Origin of the sequence: Streptomyces sp. NBC_01750 (assembly GCF_035918095.1) — a bacterium.
In the GTDB taxonomy this organism is placed as follows: Bacteria; Actinomycetota; Actinomycetes; order Streptomycetales; family Streptomycetaceae; genus Streptomyces.
This window is the reverse complement of the sequence record NZ_CP109137.1, coordinates 84,187-105,117: the sequence shown is the minus strand read 5'-3', so window position 1 is coordinate 105,117 and position 20,931 is coordinate 84,187. Positions and strand designations below refer to the sequence as shown.

At 68.4% G+C, this 20,931-nt stretch carries 17 protein-coding genes; 11 read left to right on the top strand and 6 right to left on the bottom strand.

The genetic code is table 11. The features are described from left to right. The first annotated feature begins 5 nt into the window (after positions 1-5). The 8 genes from OG966_RS00405 (at position 6) to OG966_RS00370 (ending at position 14,264) form a co-directional block, all read left to right on the top strand. Positions 6-1,493 carry a UvrD-helicase domain-containing protein gene (locus tag OG966_RS00405; RefSeq protein WP_326655028.1) on the top strand — a complete coding sequence of 496 codons (1,488 nt, stop codon included), beginning with the start codon at positions 6-8 and terminating at the stop codon, positions 1,491-1,493. 686 nt (positions 1,494-2,179) lie between these two features. Then, positions 2,180-3,682: a DUF2397 family protein gene (locus tag OG966_RS00400; protein ID WP_326647265.1), complete on the top strand. Its 1,503-nt coding sequence runs from the start codon at positions 2,180-2,182 to the stop codon at positions 3,680-3,682. Then, positions 3,679-5,025 carry a DUF2398 family protein gene (locus OG966_RS00395; protein ID WP_326647264.1) on the top strand — a complete coding sequence of 449 codons (1,347 nt, stop codon included), beginning with the start codon at positions 3,679-3,681 and terminating at the stop codon, positions 5,023-5,025. Before OG966_RS00400 ends, OG966_RS00395 begins: the two co-directional genes overlap by 4 nt. Beyond that, a complete protein-coding gene (locus tag OG966_RS00390; protein ID WP_326647263.1) occupies positions 5,022-10,016 on the top strand; it encodes an SbcC/MukB-like Walker B domain-containing protein in 4,995 nt (1,664 codons plus the stop codon). The genes OG966_RS00395 and OG966_RS00390 overlap by 4 nt, the downstream gene beginning before the upstream one ends. Next, a complete protein-coding gene (locus tag OG966_RS00385) occupies positions 10,013-11,308 on the top strand; it encodes a DUF2399 domain-containing protein (RefSeq protein ID WP_326647262.1) in 1,296 nt (431 codons plus the stop codon). Before OG966_RS00390 ends, OG966_RS00385 begins: the two co-directional genes overlap by 4 nt. Positions 11,309-11,386: 78 nt before the next feature. Next, complete coding sequence (locus OG966_RS00380; RefSeq protein ID WP_326647261.1) at positions 11,387-12,658, top strand: nucleoid-associated protein; 1,272 nt, start codon at positions 11,387-11,389, stop codon at positions 12,656-12,658. Further along, positions 12,655-13,638 (top strand): RelA/SpoT domain-containing protein, encoded by a 984-nt coding sequence (locus OG966_RS00375; RefSeq protein ID WP_326647260.1) that lies wholly within the window; start codon positions 12,655-12,657, stop codon positions 13,636-13,638. Before OG966_RS00380 ends, OG966_RS00375 begins: the two co-directional genes overlap by 4 nt. After that, entirely contained in the window at positions 13,635-14,264 is a 630-nt protein-coding gene (locus OG966_RS00370; protein WP_326647259.1) for a hypothetical protein, read from the top strand. The genes OG966_RS00375 and OG966_RS00370 overlap by 4 nt, the downstream gene beginning before the upstream one ends. Before the next feature lie 530 nt (positions 14,265-14,794). Here the strand turns inward: OG966_RS00370 and OG966_RS00365 are convergent. Next, positions 14,795-15,460, bottom strand: coding sequence for a hypothetical protein (locus OG966_RS00365; protein ID WP_326647258.1), 666 nt, complete (start codon positions 15,458-15,460; stop codon positions 14,795-14,797). Between the two features lie 266 nt (positions 15,461-15,726). Then, a complete protein-coding gene (locus OG966_RS00360) occupies positions 15,727-15,939 on the bottom strand; it encodes a hypothetical protein (protein ID WP_326647257.1) in 213 nt (70 codons plus the stop codon). Between the two features lie 191 nt (positions 15,940-16,130). On the opposite strand from OG966_RS00360, the gene OG966_RS00355 reads away from it, so the two are divergent. Next, positions 16,131-17,615: a NaeI family type II restriction endonuclease gene (locus OG966_RS00355; RefSeq protein WP_326647256.1), complete on the top strand. Its 1,485-nt coding sequence runs from the start codon at positions 16,131-16,133 to the stop codon at positions 17,613-17,615. Positions 17,616-17,691: 76 nt separating this feature from the next. Next, positions 17,692-17,919 (top strand): hypothetical protein, encoded by a 228-nt coding sequence (locus tag OG966_RS00350; protein ID WP_326647255.1) that lies wholly within the window; start codon positions 17,692-17,694, stop codon positions 17,917-17,919. Positions 17,920-17,981: 62 nt separating this feature from the next. On the opposite strand, the gene OG966_RS00345 is transcribed toward OG966_RS00350, so the two are convergent. Beyond that, positions 17,982-18,365: a hypothetical protein gene (locus OG966_RS00345; protein WP_326647254.1), complete on the bottom strand. Its 384-nt coding sequence runs from the start codon at positions 18,363-18,365 to the stop codon at positions 17,982-17,984. A 121-nt stretch (positions 18,366-18,486) separates the two neighbouring features. Between OG966_RS00345 and OG966_RS00340 the strand changes: the two genes are divergently transcribed. After that, a complete protein-coding gene (locus OG966_RS00340) occupies positions 18,487-18,921 on the top strand; it encodes a hypothetical protein (protein WP_326647253.1) in 435 nt (144 codons plus the stop codon). A 170-nt stretch (positions 18,922-19,091) separates the two neighbouring features. Here the strand turns inward: OG966_RS00340 and OG966_RS00335 are convergent, their stop codons facing one another. The 3 genes from OG966_RS00335 to OG966_RS00325 form a co-directional block, all read right to left on the bottom strand. Continuing rightward, complete coding sequence (locus tag OG966_RS00335; protein ID WP_326647252.1) at positions 19,092-19,967, bottom strand: ATP-grasp domain-containing protein; 876 nt, start codon at positions 19,965-19,967, stop codon at positions 19,092-19,094. Positions 19,968-20,088: 121 nt separating this feature from the next. Beyond that, positions 20,089-20,253 carry a hypothetical protein gene (locus OG966_RS00330; protein ID WP_326647251.1) on the bottom strand — a complete coding sequence of 55 codons (165 nt, stop codon included), beginning with the start codon at positions 20,251-20,253 and terminating at the stop codon, positions 20,089-20,091. Between the two features lie 109 nt (positions 20,254-20,362). Further along, positions 20,363-20,914 carry a hypothetical protein gene (locus OG966_RS00325; RefSeq protein WP_326647250.1) on the bottom strand — a complete coding sequence of 184 codons (552 nt, stop codon included), beginning with the start codon at positions 20,912-20,914 and terminating at the stop codon, positions 20,363-20,365. Between the last annotated feature and the right edge of the window lie 17 nt (positions 20,915-20,931).

The window sequence follows — 20,931 nt, the reverse complement described above, 5'->3', positions numbered from 1 at the left end:
CTGTGCTGAATCCGACTGACGAACAGACCGCAGCCGCCGACGTCTTCCGCGCCGGCGACCATCTGGCTCTCCAGGCAGGAGCCGGGACCGGCAAGACCAGCACGCTTGTGCTGCTGGCCTCGGCCACCCGGCGTCGAGGCCGCTACATCGCCTTCAACAAGGCCATCGCCCAGGATGCCGCCGCCCGCTTCCCTGCCACCGTGGCTTGCAAGACCGCCCACTCCCTCGCCTACGCCGCGATCGGCCACCGATATGTCCGCCGCCTGAACGGCCCACGCCAGGCCGGCTGGAAGACCGGCATGGCCCTAGGCATTTCAAAATCCGTCCGCATCGGGGAACGCGACGTGACGCACAAGGCCCTGTCCCACGCCGTGCTGCGCACGGTGACCCGCTACTGCCACTCCGCCGACCGCACCCTCACCCGCCATCACGTCCCGCGCCTGCGCGGCCTCGAGGACCCGGACCTCCATGCCCAACTCGCCTATGTGATCCTGCCGTTCGCCCAAAAGGCCTGGGCCGACCTCCAGCACCCCGACGACGGTGTGGTCCGCTTCGACCACGACCACTACCTGAAGATCTGGTCCCTCACCGACCCGACGATCGACGCTGATTTCCTTCTCCTCGACGAGGCCCAGGACACCAACCCCGTCCTCGAACAGGTCTTCACCGCCCAACGCGCCCACGCCCAACCGGTGATGGTCGGCGACTCCGCCCAGGCCATCTACGGATGGCGCGGCGCCCGCGACGTCATGACCGGCTTCGACGGCCACGCCCTGACCCTGTCGCAGTCCTTCCGCTTCGGCCCCCGACTCGCAGAGGAAGCCAACCGGTGGCTGGCGATCGTCGACGCGCCGATCCGCCTGACCGGGACCGAGGCGGTCCCCACCTCACTTGCCTCGGTCGATCGTCCCGATGCGGTGCTGTGCCGGACCAATATCGGAGCCATGACGGAAGTGATGGCACACCTCGGCGCCGGTTATCGCGTCGGGCTGGCCGGGGGAGGGGAGGGCCTGCGTGCCCTGGCCACCGCTGCCCGCGACCTTAAGGAAGGACGCCGCGCCTGGCACCCGGAACTGCTCCTCTTCCCTTCCTGGGGAGAACTGCAGGACTACGCCGAACACGACCCCGCCGGCGGTGACCTGAAGCCGTTCGTCGACCTCATCGACCAGCACGGCCCGGATGCCATCCTCACCGCAGTCGACCAACTCACCCCTGAAGCCCAGGCCGACATCACCGTCTCTACCGCCCACCGCGCCAAGGGCCGTGAATGGGGGACCGTCAGAATTGCCGACGACTTCACCCCGCCCAAGGCCACCGACCAGCAGGACGCGAACGGCCGCCCGATTCCCGGCCCGATCGACGACGGCGAAGCTCGTCTCGCCTACGTCGCCGTCACCCGTACCCGGGAGCGGCTCGACCTCGGCGGCTTGTCCTGGATTCACGACCATCCCGAGGGCCACATCCAGCGCACCCCACAGCCAGCAGCGGCATGATCCGCTCCGAAGCGACGGGGGAGCCGGGCTCAGCAAGACGCCCCCAGGAGTTCATTGCCAAGTGCATCGCGGCAGTTTGCCGGATACGAGCGAGGCACCGAGGCGTTCCGGCTCGATGTTTGCCTGGTTCACAGCACATCCGAGGTCGATTTCCCGAATCAAATAGAACTGGCGTTCCCTGTTCTCGGTGATCACGATTCGGGGATGGATTGGCCTATTTCTTATTGACTCTTACGGAGGTGGAATGCCCTGGCGCGGGCTTCTATCGTGGCCCTTCCTGGGTGGTTCCCGCTGATGCCGAATCCTTCGGCACGACCGAACGTTGCAGGTCAGATGGATGCTTCCGAAGGTCAAGCGCGCGATTCCAGGGAAGCGTAGCCGGGTGCCCGTCCACCCGCTCTGTGGCACCTGTCTCATAGCCCAACAATCCGGAATGAGTCAGTGCGACGTTAAACGATCTTGCCGAAATCGTCTCGCGCGCAAGGGATTTCGGTGTCGTTGTCAGTGGCGGTGGATAGCTTCAAATGCGTTGTGGAAGCTCCCGCGGAGCGGATCGACGCGGGAGTTTTCGGTTGGGGGAGGACTCGCCCGTTAGGCGGGCGGGGTGTCGGCGAGGGGGCATAGGCGTGTCGAGACCGCGGATGTGGTGGCAGGAGGTCGTACCGGGGGACTGGTACGTGTTCGGGATGCCCGAGGACCTGGTGCGCGAACGGTACCTGGCGCTGCTGGCCGCCTTGGAGGAGCTGTCCACCCGCGGGCCGATGTCGACGCTGTCCGACATTGCCACACAGGTGAAGACCGTTGGCTACCATGATCCGCTGCCTGAGCCCGAGTTGCGTAACTCGCTGGACCAGTTGGCGAAGTGGGGCTTTGCCGAACCGTTTCGTGATTACGCGGCCCCGGTGCGCAGTTTCCAGGGCTTGGTGGTGCGGCAGGAAGCATGGGCGCTGACTCGCCGGGGGCGGGGGGTCGTTGCTGCGGTTCGCGCAGCAGTCGTTGATGTGGTGCGCGCCCTGCAGCTGCCCAGCCGTCTGCTGGACGGCGTGGGGCGCACGCTGCGGGACATCCTCGAGCATCTGGGCGGCGACCATGGTCTGCTGCCGGGTGATCTCGAGGATGTCCGCACCCGCATCGATGAACTGCAGCGGGTCACCGCCGACTTCTATGCGGCGCTGGCGAAGATGGTGCAGTCCGACGTCACCGACAACGAGGTGTTCGGCGAGAACCGGGACCGGGTCGTCGAGGCGCTGCGCCAGTTTCCCCGCGAATACGGGCGGGGCCTGCCGCGGGTGGAGACAGCGCTGGCCGAACTGCGTGAGGCCGGCTTCTCCCGGGCGGTTGAGGCGGCGTCCGAGCATGCCGGGCTGGTGGATGCGGCCGATCAGCAGCACTGGATCGACGAGCGGGTCCGCCGCCTGGCCGACCTGGAGGCCTGGTTCAAGCCGGACGGCACCGTGCACCGGCTGATCAGCTCGGCCAGCGGCGCCGTCCACACGCTGCTGGTCGCCATCGACCGCCGCTACATGGCCCGCCGGCGCGGCAGCGACCTCGGCGTCGATTTCAGGGCTCTGGCCTACAGCCTGCACCGTCAGCCGGACGACATCGATGCGCGCCGGGTGTACGCGGCGGCGTTCGGGGACTGGCCTGCCTGGCACGCCGTCATCCGCACCGGTGAGGAGGACGTCGCCCACGGCACGGCTGCCCGGGCCGGCACCAGTCGCCATCACGTCGAGGTGACCTTGCGGGAACACGAACGGCACGGCCCTTCCACCGGCCGGCCCCGCAAGGTGCCCGACACCACCGCCAGCCGTGCCGCCGCCCAGGCCGAAGCGCAGGCCGCCGCGAGACGCCGCCGCCACCTGACCGGGTTGCTGGCCACTGAAGGCGAGGTCGGCCTCGAGCACTTCGCCGGGCTGCCGTCGGACGCGGCCGTCGTCCTGCTCAACGCTGTTGAGGTCGCACTCAGCCAGTACGACCCCGAGGCCGGCTGCGGGCGGGCCGAGGTCGATGACGCAGGCCTGCAGGTGACCGTGCGGCCCGGCCGGCCGCAGACGACGGTCACGGTCGCACTCGCCGAAGGCCGCTTGTCCGGACCCGACCTGAGGGTCTCCGTTACCCCGCTGGGCCAGAGCACCGCCGTGCACAATCCGCCCGCGGCCCGGGCCGAACAGACCTGGAGCGTGGCATGAACGAGGACCTTCTGCTCGCCGCCGACCTGCGGGAGAGCGCCCGCCGGCTCGTCGCAACCGGCCGTCTGAGAGCGGAGAGCGATCCCGAGGAATACCGGACGGCCGTCAAAGCCCATCAGGCACTGGCGGAGTTCTTCCGCACCGAACTGAACTGGACCCTGGAAGTCCACGAGGTCGCAGGCCTTATCCGCCTCCACAAGCGCCGCATCGACGCCCCCGCCGACCGCGGGCCGCTGCTGTCACGCGAGCGGCGTCCGCTGGCGTCCGCCACCGTGATGATCCTGGTCTGTCTGGCCTGCGAGCAGCTGTGGCGCCGCCCGCGCATGAGCCTGCGGGAACTCCTGCAGGCCATCGCCCAGGTCTGCGCCGCCGAGGCCCCCGAGGGACGGCTGCCCCGCTTCCCCGTCGTGGCCTCGCAGGAGGTGAGCAAGAAGGAGGCCCGCGAGCACCGGCAGAGCCTGGCCGATGCCCTCAAACTCCTCGTCGCCGAGGGCACCGTCACCGTCGACGCCGACCTGGACCGTGCCCTGGCCGACGACGACGGCGATCTCGTCGTCACTGCCTCCCGCGACCGCCTCGCCGCCAAGTTCTCCTCGCTGTCGCCCACCCTGCTGGAACTGAACGACCTGCCTCCCCAGCAGCACGCCGCAGCCCTGTCGGCCGAGTCCCTCATGGACCACACCCTCGAAGGGGCGGATGCGCCACCCACGCTGGAACAGCGGCGTCTGAGGGTCATCCGCCGTCTGGTCGACGACCCCGCCACCGACCCGCTCGACGACGACACCGACACCACCGCATACCTGCACACCCTGACCGGACGCGAACGCGCCCTCAACGTCACCGCCGCCCTGGGCCTTGCCGCCACCGTGCGCCGCGACTGGTGGCAGACCACCGATCCCACCGGCCAGGCCAGCGGCATCGACTTCCCCAACGGCCGCCGCATGGAACGCCAGGCGGCCCTCGCCCTGCTGGCAACCCTCCCGGGCCGCGACGATCCCACCGCGGCTCTGACGCTCACCGAAGTCACCGACCTGTTCACGCGCGTGCGGCACAGCCAGCCCCGCTGGGCCGCCTCCTACGACCGCATATCAGCGCTGGCCCGCGCCGCAGCCGCCGAACTCACCAGCGTCGGACTGCTCACCCCCGACCCCGAGATGCCCGACCAGTGGCAGCCCACCCCCGGCGTGCATCTGTGGCGCGTCCGCGTCCACCAGAGTGCCCCGGCCGCGGCCCGCCCCGACATATCGCCTGCTGCCCCGCCCCGGTTCGAGCAGCAGGCCCTGGCCGAACCCACGGCTGAGCCGGACCGCTCGCACGATGCCCGCCAAGGAGACGAAGGATGAGTATCACTGAACACCCCGCCCAGCATCTGGTCCCGGCTGCCGCCGGCGAACTGGCGCTGGGCGTGCCCGGTGCGGACGGCCGCTGGCAGCCCACCCGCGCCGGGATCGTCAACTCGTGGGCCTGGGCCGACGAACAGCTCTGGTTCTCCGACGGCTGGCTCGCCCTGGTCGGCCCCAACGGATCCGGCAAATCCCTCACCGCCTCCATGCTGATCACTGTCCTGCTGGACGCCGACACCTCCCAGACCGCCCTGTCGGTGTCCGGGAAGGCCGCAGGAACCCTCACCAGCCGGCACACCGACTGGAACGACCGGGAAGACCGCGTCGGCATCTGGTGGCTCGAGTACGGGCTGCGCGACGCCGCCAGCGGTCACACCGAATTCCTGACCACCGGCCTGTGGCTGAGGGCCACCGGAGGACACCTGCACCGGGCATTCTTCATCGCCCCCGGACGGGTGGGCAGCGAGCTGACCCTCGAAAAGGACCGCGAACCCGTACGCCTGGACGCTCTTGCCGGGCAACTGGCCGACTGCCACGGCGAGCTGTTCGCCGACTCCAAGGCCCTGCGCGGCTCCCTCACCCAGGTCACCCTCCAGGACGAGCGCTCCTACCGGCAGGCCATCCGCACCCGTCTGTTCGCCCCGCTCAACGAGGTCCAGTTCGAAGCACTGCTCGCCGTCCTGCGCAGCCTGCGCACCGCCGAAGCCATTTCTGCCACCCGGATGCGCCAGGTCCTCACCGACGCCCTGCCCGCCCTCGACACCGAGAACCTCACCCTGATCGCCGAGGCGATGGAGCGCATCGCCGAACTCGAAAGCAAACTGCAGCGCACCCGCCAGGAAGCCAAACTGCTGGAGAGCACCGACCGCAACTACCACCGCTACCTCCACACGGTCGCCCAGGCCGAAGCCGCAGCCCTGACCGCGGCCAACACCGACTTCGACAACCAGGCCCGCCGCACCAGGGAAGCCACCGACGAACTCGACGCCGCCGAGACGGCTTACGAGGACGCCGGCCGGCAGCAGGCGCACACCCAGACCGAGATCTCCGAGCTCAAGGGCCGCCTGGCCGCAGACGAGCTGCTGCTGCGCGACCATGCCGGAGCTGAATTGCCGCACAAGGAGGAACGCGCCCGCGACCTTGCCGCCGGAGCCGAAGCCGCCGCCGAACGGGCCGACGTAGCAGGCGCCGACGCCGACGAAGCGGCCCAGAAAGCCGACCACAGCTCCAGCGCCGCCCAGGCCGCGCAGCAGCACCTCGCAGGACTCGCGGATGACCTGCGCGCCGGCGTCACCGACCTGGGGGCCGAAGCCGCCTTCGAGAACCTTCTCGCCGCATCCGCAGCCCTGACCGCGGCCCGCTCCGGCGCCGATACGGCCCTCGACACCCAGTGGCTGTGCAGCCACCCCCTGTCCTGGACGGAAGACCGCATCCGCCAGATCCAGGCCGTCGACCGTGCCCTGGGCAAGCACCAGCACACCCAGGGCACCCAGAGCGATGCGGCAGCCGAACGACGCAGCGCCGAGGAGCAGGAAGACAACCGCCGCGACGCGGCCCGCGATGCCACTACCGGCCGTCGGCACGCCGAGGAAGAGCTGGCCGCCTGCCTGGAGACCTGGCAGGAAGACGCGCCCCAGCTCGGCCCCGTGGCGGCCGAGCTGATCGGCCCCGGCCAGGACAGCGCCGACCGTACCGACACCGGCCGTCTGACCACCTGGCTGGCCTCCGCAGCCGCTGCGGCCCGGACACGGATCGACCTGCCCGGCCATCAGCTGGCCGCGGCCACCGATGCCGCACTCGCCCAGGCCGCGGCCCGCCGCGCAGATGAGGCCCGCGCGGATCACACCGCCGCACAGGACACCACGGCCGAGGCCGCCGCCGCGTATCAAACCGCTCAGCAGCAGGCGGACGACGAGAGCGAGGCCGACGAACGCCGGCGCATGGGCGCCCACCAGGCTCACCAGCAGGCCCAGAGCACTGCCCAGGCCGAACTCGACGAGGCCGGCCAAGCCCTCAGCGACGCCGCATCCGCAGCCGTCCGGGAGGCCGGTGACTGGACCGGCGAGATCCACTCCTGGCGCAGCCGGCTGGTGCACCTGGCCACCACCGACCTTCCCCTGCCCGACCGGTCATCGCCGGCAGCCCAGCTCGATGCCCTGCAGCCCGCCGACCTCGAACTCACCGTTGCCCGCGCGCACGCCCAGGCCACGGTGCGTCTGCAGCGCCGTGCGGATGCCGCCGGCCAGCAGGTAGAGGCCGCGGCCGAACAAGTGGCTGCCGTCGAAAGCGAGCTGGAAGAAAGCCGCCAGGCCGCACCGATACCTCCGGCACCCACCTGGCGCACCCGCACCCCCGAGGACGGCGTCCCCCTGTGGGCCCTGGTCGACTTCACCCCCGGCCTGCCCGCCTCGGAAGCGGACCGCCTCGAGGGCGCCCTCCTCGTGGCAGGTCTCCTCGACGCCCTGGTCGCCCCCGACGGCCGCCTCGCCAACGGCGACCTCACCTTCACTCCCGGAGCGCCGGCGCCAGGACGCACGCTGGCCGATGTGCTGGTCGTCGAAGCCGAACCCGCCCCAGGCACCGACCGGGTGCGCGAAGTCCTCGCCGCCATTCCCGTGGACGCCCCCGGCAGTGACGTGGCCGCAGGCCGACTGGCCCACGGGGTCCTCACCGCCAGCGCCCCCGACGGCTACCAGGCGGCCTTCATCGGCCAAACCACCCGGGAGAGGGCGCGCCAAGAACGCGTAGCACGCCTCGAACAAGACCTGGCAGCGGCCCGCGACCTCCTCGACGGCGCACAGGACGAACTGACCCGCCGCCGCCAGGACATCGCAGCCGCGGACACAGAGCGCGACAGCGTCCCCCCGGCCACCCGACTCCTGAACGCCCGCGACCACGTCGCCCGCCAGCGCCAGGCCGCCGACGCCGCCGAGCACCGCACCGCACAACTCCTGGCCGATGCCCGCCTGGCCCTGCAGAGCACCCTGGCCGCTCTGGACGCCGCCGCGTCCGCGCGCACCGCCCGCGTAGAGGCCGCCGCACGCGAACACCAGCACGCCCACCAGGCCCAAACCCAGGCCGCCGCCGCGGCCGAGGACGCGCAGGCCATCTGCACGGAGCAGATGGCCGCGGCCCGGCACAGCGAGCAGGCACAGGCGAACGCCGCCGCTGCCCAGAAAGCCGCCGACGCAGAACAAGCCGCCTTCCCCCGCCACGCGATCGACGTGGTCCAGACTGCTCAGCAGGCCGAGGACATGGCCGAACAGGAGCTGACCCAGGCCCGCACGGACGTCCTCAAAGCCACCCACCGCCACCAGGAGGCCGGCAAAGCCGTCAGCGAAGCACTGCGCACCCTCAACCGGGCCGCGGCTCTGCCCGACGGCAGCCTCCTGCCCACCGAGCCGCACCGTCTGGAGACCCACCAGGCAGCCGTCAACCAGCTGACCGGACACATCCAGACATGGGACAACGCGGCGCGCCGTGTCACCGACCTCTTCAAGCGCGCCGACGACGACCGGCAGCAGGCCGACACCCGCCGACAGCGCCGCACCCTCGCCCGGCAGGAGGCCGACAAGGCGCTGCTGAACGCCAAGGAAGAAGCCGCCTCCGTCACCGAGATGCGCGCCCTGTACGGAGCCGAGTACGAAGAGCTCATCACACACCGTGAGACCACCGCCGAGGCGCTGAAGCGAGCCGAAGGCAACGCCGAGGCCCTGCGCAGCCGACAGGAGACCGCCGGCCAGGCCGCCAGCGCCGCACGGGCCACTCTGGAGACCATCACCCCGCTGCGCCAGGCTGCCGAGGACAAACGCGACGCTTGCCTGCGCCGGCTCGGCCGGCTGGTGGGCGAACACCTCGCCACCGTCCCCGACGACGTGCCCACCGACACCACCGGCCGCCCCGCCCACCTCACCGCCGGACTCACCTGGGCCAGGCGCCTGCTCGCCGACGCCGCAGGCGGCACCGACCGCCAAGCTGCCCTGACCCGGCTGCGCGACCGCCACCTGACCGCACTGGAAACCAGCGCCCGCACCGCCAGTACCGCTCTGGCCCGCTTCGACCGGCAGGTCACCCTCGTCAGCATCGAAGACACCCCCTGGCGGCGCGCCGTCGTCGCCGACCCCGCCGCCGTGCGCGGCGAAGACGTCCACACCACCGTCCAAGCTCTCAACGCCACCGCCGCCCAGCTCGAGGACGACCTGCGCGCCGACGTCAAACAGACCCTCAAAACAAGCCTGTTCACCCGACTGCAGCGCGACATCCAACTGCGCCGGGAAGCAGCCTGGGACCTCGTCGGCAAGATCTACACCACCCTCAAAGGCGTCCGCACCGGCGTCGCCGACGTCGGAGTCCAGGTCGACTGGGGCGTCCGCGACGACCCGGACGCCCAGCGCATGGTGCACCTCATTGAACAGCCGCCGTCCGACGACACCTTCGAGCAGATGTATGACGTGCTGCGCCAGCGCATGAACGAAAAGGCCGGCGAACCGTGGCCCGACCGCGTCGCCCACACCTTCGACTACCGCGCCTGGCACGACTGGAAGATCTCCGTCACCCACGCCTCCTTCGAAGCCGCCGGCAAGGAGAAATTCCGCGAAGTCACCGCCCGCTCCAACCCGCTGGAAGCCCTCTCCACCGGCGAACGGCGCCTGGCCACCATGCTGCCGCTGCTGGCCGCCGCCTGGTCGATGTACTCCGCCACCGGCTACCAAGGACCACGCCTGCTGTCCATCGACGAGATCGACGCCGCCTTCGACGACCCCAACCTGCGCCAAGTCCTCGCCCTGCTGCGCTCCTGGGACTTCGACGTCCTGGCCACCGCCCCCTTCATGACCCCACTGATCAAGAAGGAGACACGGCACGCCGTGATCCACCAGGTCGTCACCACCGGCCGCCACCGCGTCACGGTGCCCTGGCTGTGGCAGGGTCACGGCGAACCCCAGCCCCTCAGCCTCGACCTGACAGCCCCTCAGCCCCAGGACACGCTGTGACGGCAGATCTGAACCTCATCGCTGAGGACCCCGACCTCGCCCCGCTGTGGCACGCCGTCCACGACCGCCTCAGCGCAGGCAAGGCCCCGGCCGACATCGCCACCGTCACCGTGCCCGCCCTCTCCCCGGGCGCGGTAGCCGCCTTGCGGTCCTGGCTCGACACTCCCGCCCAGCGCCGCCGCGGCCGCACCTCCGTCCCCCATACACCCGGCGGCGTCAAGGTGCCGCTGCGCGCCCTCCTGGGTGCGCTTGGCCTCTCCACGGAGCAACTGCAACCGCTCGTCGAGCGCGTGGTGGGGCGCCAAGTCGTCAACCGCAGGGCCGACCGGCTCAAGTCGGCCGTGCTGCGCGAGGAGTTGTGGGACTACGCCGCGACCCAGCTTCCGCATCTGCCGATGCTCCAGGCCCGGCTCAAATCCGCCGGACTCGAAGACACCGCAGCCGCCGGGATGCGCCGACTCATCGACGCCCTCGCGTCGCTGACACGCGAGCTGCCCTACAAGCCCCCGCGTGCGCTGGCCAAACTCGCCCACGACCACACCGGAGACCCGCACTATTTCGACCTCGGAACGCTTCCCGGCCAGCGCCTCGTCACGGCCGTTGCCGAGCTCGCCAGCCAGCCAGAACCCACCCGCCCCGACCACATACGCGCCATGCTGGCCCGACACGGCGTCATCGCGGACCGGCTCTCGGCCACCGTGCTGCTCTACCGTGTCAACGCCCTGGGCGACGGGCCGATCGACCGGCGCCTCAGAGAATCGACCGCACCCGTAGCCCTCACCCTCCTCGACCTCACGCTCACCCCGCCCCTGCTGGCGCCCCAGCCGCTTACCGTTGTGGAGAATCCCTCCGTTCTGGAAGCAGCCCTCGCCTGTGCCGGCAGCGCGTCGCTGGCCTGCACCAGCGGACAGCTGCGGGCCGTCGACCACACGCTCCTGCAACTCGCGGCGGACCAGGGCGTGCCCCTGCGCTACGCAGGGGATCTCGACAGCGCGGGCCTGCAGATCGCATCCGTCGTGCAGCAGCTGTACGGCGCCGAACTCGTGGCAATGGACGCGGCCACTGCGCAGGAGGCGGCGATCAGCCCTTCCGCGGTTCCCCTCGAAGCGCTGCCCGACTCCTACGCCAACACGGAGGTGGGCGAGACGCTTCTTGCCGGTGGCCGCAACGTCTATCAGGAACACGACGCCATCCTGACCCGGCTCCTTCGGGGGGACGCGCACCATCCGGATCCGGAGTCGCCGGAGAGGCAAACGACTTCGCTCCGCGATGAGCCGCCCGTTTGCAGATGACTGGATTGAGCCGTTGCAACAAGAACATCACCCTTCTGTCAGCCAAACGGCATACGCATCGTGCACGGAGCGTTACGCTTGCCGCAGCAGTCTCCTGACATGTGCTCAGCATCCCGCCCTGCGGCAAGCGTTCACGCTGAGAGACGCTACGGACGCGCGCCGGCTCCGACCGCCGGGCGTCACCTGGGTGCTGATGATGCTCAGCGGATGAGCGTCCGCTCAATCACGTGTGGGGTGCGAATGTCGGGCGATTTCGCTCAGCTTGTTGTCGAAGAAGCCATTTTTCACCTGGTGCCACAGCACAGGCGGTCGGATCCGGTGCAGCCGGAGGTCCAGCTCAGCGAAGCGGTGTGCCAGCTGACCGACGACGTGCGCACCGCGCTTCAGGCCAACTTCCGCGGCTTCCTTGCCTCGTTGGGCCGCGAGATCGTCGAGGAGCCTGAGGCGAAGTCCGCACTTCCGGACTACGTCCACGAGTACTTGACGCACAAGCGCGACCTCGTCGACGTGTCCGGTGACCTGGCACATCTGCTGTGGAACAGCCAGACGGGCAACAACCCCTCAGGTCTCCTCTTGGTTGCCTCCGCCCGGCTCGCCGGAGAGCGAGCCCTCCTGATGGTCAAACTGGAGCAGGAAGCGGGGATGCAGGCGAAGGAGACCGTCATCGACGGTCTGCGCACGTTCGACATGCGCTACTTCGCCGATCTGCTGATGACGGAGAACAACAAGGTGTACAAAGCGGCCTTGTTCTCCGCCGCTGGCATCACCGAGGCCGGCCTGGAGGGATGGGCGGCCGACAAACAGCTGTCCGGCTCGAACAAAGCCATCGCGACGTTCTTCCTGCAGGCGTTCCTAGGGTGCCGGCAGAAGAAGGACCCCCGTGAACTCACTAAGGGCTTCCATAACGCTGCTGTCGACTGGGTCGACAACCACGCAGTCGCGGACCGGCGTATCCGCTACCTCATGGCCGTGCTGGTCGAGCTGCAGAGAGCCTCGCCCACGCTGGATCCCACCGGGTTCGCGGCAGACCATCTCGACCTCTACGACCAGGACAGCTTCCTCGAGTTCCTCAGCGGCCACAACGTGCCGGTCAGGGTGTTCGACAAGGACACCGCAGACATCGACAACCGCCTCAACCAGCTCCGTCTTGGCTTCGACAGCGGCATCTTCATCGTCGCCCCCGTGGAGACCGTCCGGGAGGACATCACCGTCGAAGACCACGACGACGGAACCTCGACCGTCACCATCGACGGCGTCATCACCTCGACGCGCAGCTACGCCGGCGGTCGGCGCAAGAAGGATGCCCGGTCGGCAGACGGCAGCGCAGCACCGGACACTCCGAGCGCGTGAATGCCGTCAACGAAGCCTTCCATCGCTACCGCGTGGAGCGGCCACGCATCGAGAAGGCAGCCCAGCTCACCGCGGCACACCTCTGGCGGCGTGCCGCCCGGGCCCGCATCATGTGCGAAGTCTCCCACCGGGCGAAGGAAGTCGGCAGCTTCGTCACCAAGGCCCACCACAAGCGGTACACCGACCCCTGGGCCCAGATCACCGACAAGGCGGGCGTCCGCATCGTCGTCCAACACCGGGGACTACTGGACCCCGCTCTCGGCCTTGTCAAGGAGTGTCTGACCCTCGTCGGCAAACCGGAGGACAACCGCGACGCACCCGGCGACGAGGACCGCCTGCAATACCCCCGTCTGCACGTCCAGGTGCAGGCCTACGGCGACCAGACGGGCGACGACGGATACCCCTATGAGTGCGAGATCCAGATCCGCACCGAGGCAACGGACTTGTGGGCTCGTATGTCCCACAAGCTCATGTACAAAACAGGCGCCACCGCCGTACCCCCCGATGTCAGACGCTCGCTGTACCGTTTGATCGCCCTGGTCGAACTGTATGACCTCGAGGTCGAACGGGGGGTAGACGCCTTGGCACAGCACCCCGATTTCACCCACAGCAATCGTCTTCTGGCCGAAGCAGAACACATCTACCGCACCTTCACCGACCATCATCACCGGCGCGACCTGTCGGAGGACGTCGTGGACGTTCTTCTGCGCACCATCGACGGGGAGCCGAACTACGGTGACCGCCTAGCCCAGTTCGCCGAGCAGCGGCGCGAAGACCTCGAACGCGCCTACGAAGATTACGGGCCCACCAGTGACCACTTCTTACGCCACGGCCGCTACGTACTTGCCAGCCAGCCCGAAAGCCTGATCATCTTCGAGCGTCTCAGCACTGTCAAAATGCTCCTGCGGGGCATCTGGGAAGACCATCTGCCCGAGACCATGCTCAAAGACATGGCAGAGATCTGGGGAGTCCATCTGTGACCCGACCGCCGCAGCCCGAACCCTCTGCTGTCGTGGCCGCCACCGCCATGTTCGTCGAAGTACTGGTCGTCGGCATCGGCTTCCTCACCGGCCTCGGCGTTCTGGCCGCGGCTATCGCCGGCCCCGACAACAGCCGCCAGTTGGCGCCTGTGGCCGGCACTCCCCTCGCAGCCGGCGCAGCTCTCGCGTTCGCCTACGCCCTGGGCATCCTGATCGACCGAGCCGCCGACACCGTTCTCGCCCCCGTCCGTCGCCGCTTGCGCACTCAGTCCTTTCCCACCTCCAGCGCCTACGCCCAGGCACGCCTCACACTCACCGGGATTCCGGCCCTGGCTGCCCGGGCCGACTATGCGCGATCCCGTCTGAGGATCTGCCGCGGCTGGATGTTCAACAGCATCCTGCTCACCGTGGCGACCGATCTCGCGCTGTGGCGGTATCCCGTTGAGCACCGATTCCTGCTCCTTGCCACGGCAACCGTCCTGGGGACCCTGGCTGCTGTCGGCTTCTACCTCTCGTGGCACACCATCACAGCCACGGGATACCGCAAACTGGCCGCGCAGACCGCCCCCGCTGCCGCGCAGACCGTGCCCTCCCAGCCGCCGACACCCGCCGCACAGACTCCCTGACAACGCGCTGGCATCCCAAAAGCCGCACGTGTCCTGTGGGACAGGCGGTGACGATGGGGGAGGGCTGAGAGAATCGGTGATGCGTCCGCCCCTGGCCTGCTGCGCATTGCCCGGAGACTGCTCATGGAATCGTCCTCGCCCCCAGCGCCTGACCACTGTGAGTTCTCACCCAGGTTGAGGTAGGGCCATCCTTCCGGGCTGCGGTCCTGCAGAAACGCTGAGAGGCATCAGGTGCTAGAGAACACGCCTCTGACCTGGAGTACCGCATGTTTGTTGAGGCTGCTGCAGATGTCATGAGAACGCTTAGGCGGCAGACTGGACAGTCGCCACTGCCCGGTCCGTACTGCGTTGGTAGCGGTCGTCCGCTGACGGCGAGTTCGCGGATCGGGTCCACGAGCAGGGGCTCGGGCGCGGCTTCGGTCAATTAGCTGCGTGGCAGTTCGGAGAACCGGTCGTAGTCGGCGTCGCCGGGGGATACGACGGACTCGATCCTCTGGGGAGGGATCGGTGCCTTGTAGAAGATGTCAGCGTCAGCCGTTTCGTGGCCGAGGGCCTTGCCGACGAACACGTGGACCACCGAGGGGAAGACGCTGTGAGTCACTGGTCCGGGGGCGCTGAGGTCGAGGAGCGCGGTGACGACCACCGGCGTCCCCAGGCTCCGGAGCTTCGCGGCAAGACTGGGGGCGCCCTTCGCAGTGCTGCCAGTAGATGGCTTCGCCGCCCCAGTAGGTCAGTAGCCGGTGGATTCCACCGATGTTGTAGGTCATGGGCGCGATTGACATGGTCAGGCACACTTGGTCCTCACGTCTGCCCCAGCCGCGATGCTCGGGGACCGTCTCGTTCACCGACCGCAGAGTCTCGTACTCCGCGTCCGTCAGGTGACCGAGGTCGTGGGCCTGGTCCAGACGGTCGTTGACGAGTCCGGCATTGAGTAGCCGCAGCCCCTGAGCGCGGATTGCATCCTTCTCATGGTCCAGAAGGCGAGTGCTGTGGCGGGCCCGGACGAGATGCCCTTCGAGGTGCTCGAGAACGGCGTTCTCGAGCGACAGGATGTCGAGGTCCTGGTAGTACTCCGGAGCGTGCCCCGTGTGGCAGGCATCGTCGACGAGCCGGTCGACGAGGTCAGCGAGGGGCCGGGGCCAGGTCGCACGGACATCCGCGTCGACGATCGGCAGGGCAACCGGTTCCATAGTCATGCCCGACAGTGTGAAGCTGTTCGACGCAATCCGTCCCCCTGCTCCGACCGCTGCGGGCGCGCAACAGAGCAGCAGGGCAGGGTTCAAAACGTCCAGCCGCAGGGGCACACCTGCATGTTCCGGCCAGCTGCTTCACGCGCAGCCACAGTGTCTCCGGCGGCACCAGACGGCGGCGGCGGTCTCGGTGTAACCACCCTGTGGCATCTGCTCGGCGGTCAGTGCAGGGCCCGCACAGGGTCCGCATCCACACTGACACTCAGGCCCTTCTAGGACGGATCCCGCTGCCCGTCTCCAGCGTCGGCGCCTTCCTCTCCGCGCGTCGGCTGCCGGCTGTTTGCCTGATGCCAGGCCGTGTACAGGACTCCTGCAGCCGTGCTGACGGCGATGATCTGCTCGGAGGGAAGTCCCAGGGCGATCAAAACCACTGCCGCCGCAACGATGAGGGCGAGGGCATAGAGGTTCACGTAGGTCTGACGCATCAACTTTCCTTCACGTACTGGGGTTTTGGCGACATGGCCAGCTTGCCGGGCGGGATGGTCAGCGAGGAAGTTTGATCTTTTGATCGAGTGAATCAAATGCCATACTGAGGTGATCAAATCAAGGGGGAGCCGTGGGTGGCGGGCGGAGGCGGGGGCACCCGTGGGCACCGATCGAAGATCTGAGCCCTCCCATGAGCAGCATCGTTCTGCTGCTTCGCGAGGTGATCGATGAAAGCGGAACAGGGCTGCGCGGCTTGGCGGAGAAGCTCAGGGCCGAGCACCGGGAGGGTCCGCTGCCCCGCGGGTACCAGACGCTGTCGAAGCGACTCAGAGGCATAGGCCTGCAGAACGAGCCGCACCTGATCCACGCCATCATCTCCACGTGCACGGAGGGGGATCGCCGGCAGCACGTTACGGCGCGGGTCACGGAGCTCCTGGCCGACGCCCGGAGCGCCGCTGCCACCGCCGGGGGTACCCCGCGCAAGCAGCCGACTGCAACGGACCGGCAACTGGTCGACGCTCTGGCCGAGATCAACACGCTGCACAAGAAGATGGAACGGCTGCGGAGCAGAGCTGAGCGGGCCGAGAAGAAGCTCACGAAGGCCCGCGAACTGCTCGCTGCAGGCAGCCGGGAGACACCCGTGAATACGCCCCTACCCAAGCGCACCGTCGGAAAATCCGGCACTTCCTTCACCAGCGCGCCACAACCGCCCGCAGCAGTCGTCCCCGTTCCACGCGAGACCCCGGCGGCGCAGGCCGTACCTGCCCCACTACGCCGGAAGGACAGCGCGAGCGCCGAGGAGGTCATCACCTTCTTGAACGCGGTCCCGGGCCTCCAGCGGCGCACAGCTTCTTCGCTGCGAGCAGCCTTCGACAGCGTGCTGGACGGCGAGAGGACCGGCCGCTACGACCTCGCCAAGCTGAACAAAGCCGAGAAGACGTACTTGGGGAGCAGGGTCGAGCACTTCCTCTGGCAAGCCTGGGGGCTCAATAAACGCAACGCCGACAGCCGCCTGCGCCACGTACCGCTGCGCTTCACCTGGACCTCCACGTGGATGCTGGGGCCGGAGCACGTCGGGCGCGTGTGCCTGCTGGTACGTGCCAGCGACAGCGAGTCCCGATGTAGCCTGGGGGTGCTAGCCGTTGCACCCGAACATCTCAATCGCCTCAACTCGAACCGGGACGGGAAGACGACTTTGTCGGTCGCCGGCAGGAGCGCCATCCATTGGCTCTTCGAGGACGACACGCTGCCGGAGAACGCGTTGCTCCACCTCGACCAGCCCACTTTGGCGCAGGTCTTCTCGCCCACGGACGATGCGGCCGCGGACCACGCCCAGGGCCGCACGAACAACCTCTTCCGGGCCGTGCAGGGGCGACTGCTCGACCGCTCCGCCATACGCACCGTGGCGATGGACCCGGACAGCCCGAGACGCGTGCGCGAGGCCCGCAGGAACCTTCTGGCTGAAGGCATCCTCCTGCTGGGACATCAAGGGAACCAACCACGGATCGCTACAGCACTCGGGCTGCCTCAGCCAAACAAAGGCGAGTGGGTCAGCGTCAGGGTGGCCCGCCGGCACCCCGGCGACGGCGACGCTCCGTTCGTCGAGATCGACGGCGAGGAGTGGAGAATCGCCGCACCCGACGACCCCGTCGAGAGCGCGCCATACGTTTACTGAGCAGTGCCACCATCTACAGCGAGCGGAACGCCGGAGACGCCCAGGGCCTGTCAGTGACCGAATCTACGCTGAGCCCATGACGTCACCGACAGCTTCCAGTGCCACAACCAACAGACCTAAGAACGTGCCGTCCGAGCAGGAATGGCTCGACATCGTGGATCGGCTTCACGAGCTGCTGCTCCCCATGGAGTGGGCGGGTTTCGAGCTGCCCGAGGTGTGGGACAGCGAGTTCGATCCGCAGGCGGGAGCGCTGCCGTACTCCGATCTCTGGCGTGGTGACGGATGCGTGACGGCCGAGTACTGACCGCACGAGGGAGTACTGGCCCTGCAGCCATTCGACGACGTCACGGGGGATCACCCCGACTCCTACACCTTGCTCGATGACCAGCTGGAGATCGACGTCACGGCCTCAGGTCCGGCCGCGGTGAGTGCCGTGGAGCACGCCGCGGCCGGGCGGGTCTGCTCGATGCCACGCACGTCCGCGTCGCTGACTCCGCCCCGCACTACGCTCAGCAGGACTTCGAACTGCGGCGGATCCAGCGCATCTTCACCCCGGCGGCCGGCTACCGGCAACTTCCGCTGCCCGACATCTTCCGGGAAGTCAGCGAGAACCGCTGGCTGAGCACCTTCCTGGAGATGGTGGTAGGCATGGTCGGCCGCGATGGCGCACCCGACGTCGTGCCAAAGGCCGCAGCGCTGGGAGTGGCCGCATGGTGCTGGCGCAACAACACCGCCGTCGAGGACCACCACCTGTACACGGACGTGTTGATGGCGCGTACGAACATCGCGGTCACACGCGTCGCCCGGCAACATGTGGACCCGAAGAGGGCATCGACTGGGACGGTATCGAGACCGCACTCATGGACCCGCAATGGCCCTGCCAGACGGCACCACCATCCACTCCCTGTTCGGCAACGGCTGGGCAGAGGTCGCCGACACCGTCACCGCTGAACTCGACCGCTGGAGGGACACAGACCACAAGCTCCTCGGCCCCCACACCACCCTCATCCTCATGACCATCGCAGGCTCCACCAGCTACACAGACTCCTGGTGGGGCCAGGGACGCTGGCACACCGTCTGCCGCCACATCGTCGAGAACGCCATCGCCGCCGGCCTTTCCCTTCCCGCCCCCTACGACCAGCGCGGCGCCGAGCTCTTACTCACCGACCTCGATGATCCGGACTTGCTCGCAGACGACGTCCTGGACTGGATCATCGACCTTCCCCAAGCGGGCATCGACGGCCCCCGCGGGCTACGCTTCAACACCATCACCAGGCGGCCGCACCGTCACTGGGATCCCTACTGACTCCCAGACGAGCAGGCTTGAGATCTATACGCACGCGGCGCTGGACGACAGACGTGCGCATCTGTGACGCCGCGGACACCACGGCGACCAGGTCGTGACTCCTCCCCCACTTGGCGGCTGAGGCGAGCCGGCGGTCAGCGGACTGAGCGACTGATCCGCGCGCGGGGTTTTCAGCCCTGCAGCCAGTGGGCGATCGCCGCGGATATCTGTGACGCCTCGGGATCGGGCAGAAAGAGCCACTGCCCGCCGGGATTGAGATCGATGAAGTACGTGCCACTTGCTGTCTCGATCCAGTCCTGGCTGGAGTACCTGACGGACATTGCTGCCGACAGGTCGACTGCCCGTTGTTCGATGTCTGGTGCCTTCAACGGCCGCCACGATGTGTGCGCGGCGGCGCTCCTGCGCCAGTCCAGGGGGATGCCTTCTGCCGGGATCTGGAAGGCCCAGGCCTCATCGCGCACCGTCACGACCCGCAGATGTCGTACGGCCCTGACGCGTTCTTGCAGAATGAATGGTGCGCCCGCCAGGAGTTCTGCGACCGACGGGTCTTGCGTGTCTACTGGGGCCGCGAAGACGATCCGGGGATCGCCCTGCTCGAGCCAGTACTGCGGGGGGCCGAGGGGTTTGGCGACGAGATGCCCCGGCAGAGACGACACCTCGGACGGGTCGTTGGTGACTATCAGCGGGGGCACGTCGATACCTGCCCCAGTGGCGGTCCGGCACTGCACGATCTTGTTCTCGGCGGCGAGCAACGCGTCCAGGGACGTCAGCCACTCGCAGGCGGGGTTGCGCAGCAGCGACACCAGCAGCGTTCGCCACGCGCCCTGCACCGCGGCCTGTTTGCTTCCCCATCTCATCCCTACGTCCCAGTCGGCCGGCGCGGGGCGCCGGATCCAGCCGCGGTGGGCGTCCTGGAGGTGGGCGGCTCCGTGACCGTTCGTGGTCTCCACGCCGAGGCGAGTTGCGGAGACCACGAACGGGATGCGCTGGACACCGGCTGCGTCGAGGACGACCAACGGGCGGAGCGAGGAGATGCGATCCGCCACCTCACGTACGTGGGGGTCGGATTCCTCACCGATGATCACCACTGGGGTGCGTGGGCCGGCGTGAAGGCGGCCCGCCGGGCCGCAGGATTCGTTCACCGCCCGTGCCACAGCGCATGCCCCGTCAGCTGAAGGTGAAGGGGTCATTGTCCGTCGTCTCGACCGACATGGTCGTCGTCCTGCCCGGAACGTCGGCGAAGTCGACGGCCTCGGCCAGCGTGTCGTAGAGACTCGGCGGGAGCTGCCGCTCCGCGGTCACGGGTGCGTCATCCAGTCGATCGGCGTTCATAGGGTTGCCTCTCTTTCCTTTTGATCCCGGGTCGTGCCGATGTGGTGCGAACGGAGCTGGATAGCGGCTGACCCCATGGGAGGTGCAGCCGGGGGTGCCTTGGCCGGGCCTATGCGGCCGTCAGGGACCCCGATCCGCCCTCCGTGCGGTCGTCGAAGATGTCGTCGGCGAAGACGAGCAGGGACGATCCGATCCCCTTGATGAAGGCGTAGTTCAGCGTTCCCCCCACGACAGCCCCCACGAGGGGAATGAGCCGGCCCACCACGCGGGCGCTCAGCCGCTTCAGTACCTCCTGCGCCACCTTGCTGACCAGGTACTTCAGGCCCGTGGCACTGGCTTCCACGCCGACCGACAACGCGACGATCTTCATGAACTCCTCGAAGCTGACCGCGTACCGGCCGGTGCGGTGGTAGATCACCGCCAGGGTGACCTTGAACTGCTGGGCCACGGTGTTGGCGATGTCCGCCGGAATGCCCAGTGCCAGGGTCAGACCCCCGCCGGACCCGGCAGCGACACCCGTGGCCGCCGCCAGGCGGGCACAGTGGTCGATGTACCCGTGGATGCCCCGCTTGTCGACCTCCTGCTTGATCTTGAAGGAGTCGAGGTTTTTATGGATGAACTCGAAGGAGCTACCCAGTGGTCCAAAATCTTCTGCGCCCATCAGCCCTCCTGGCAGCG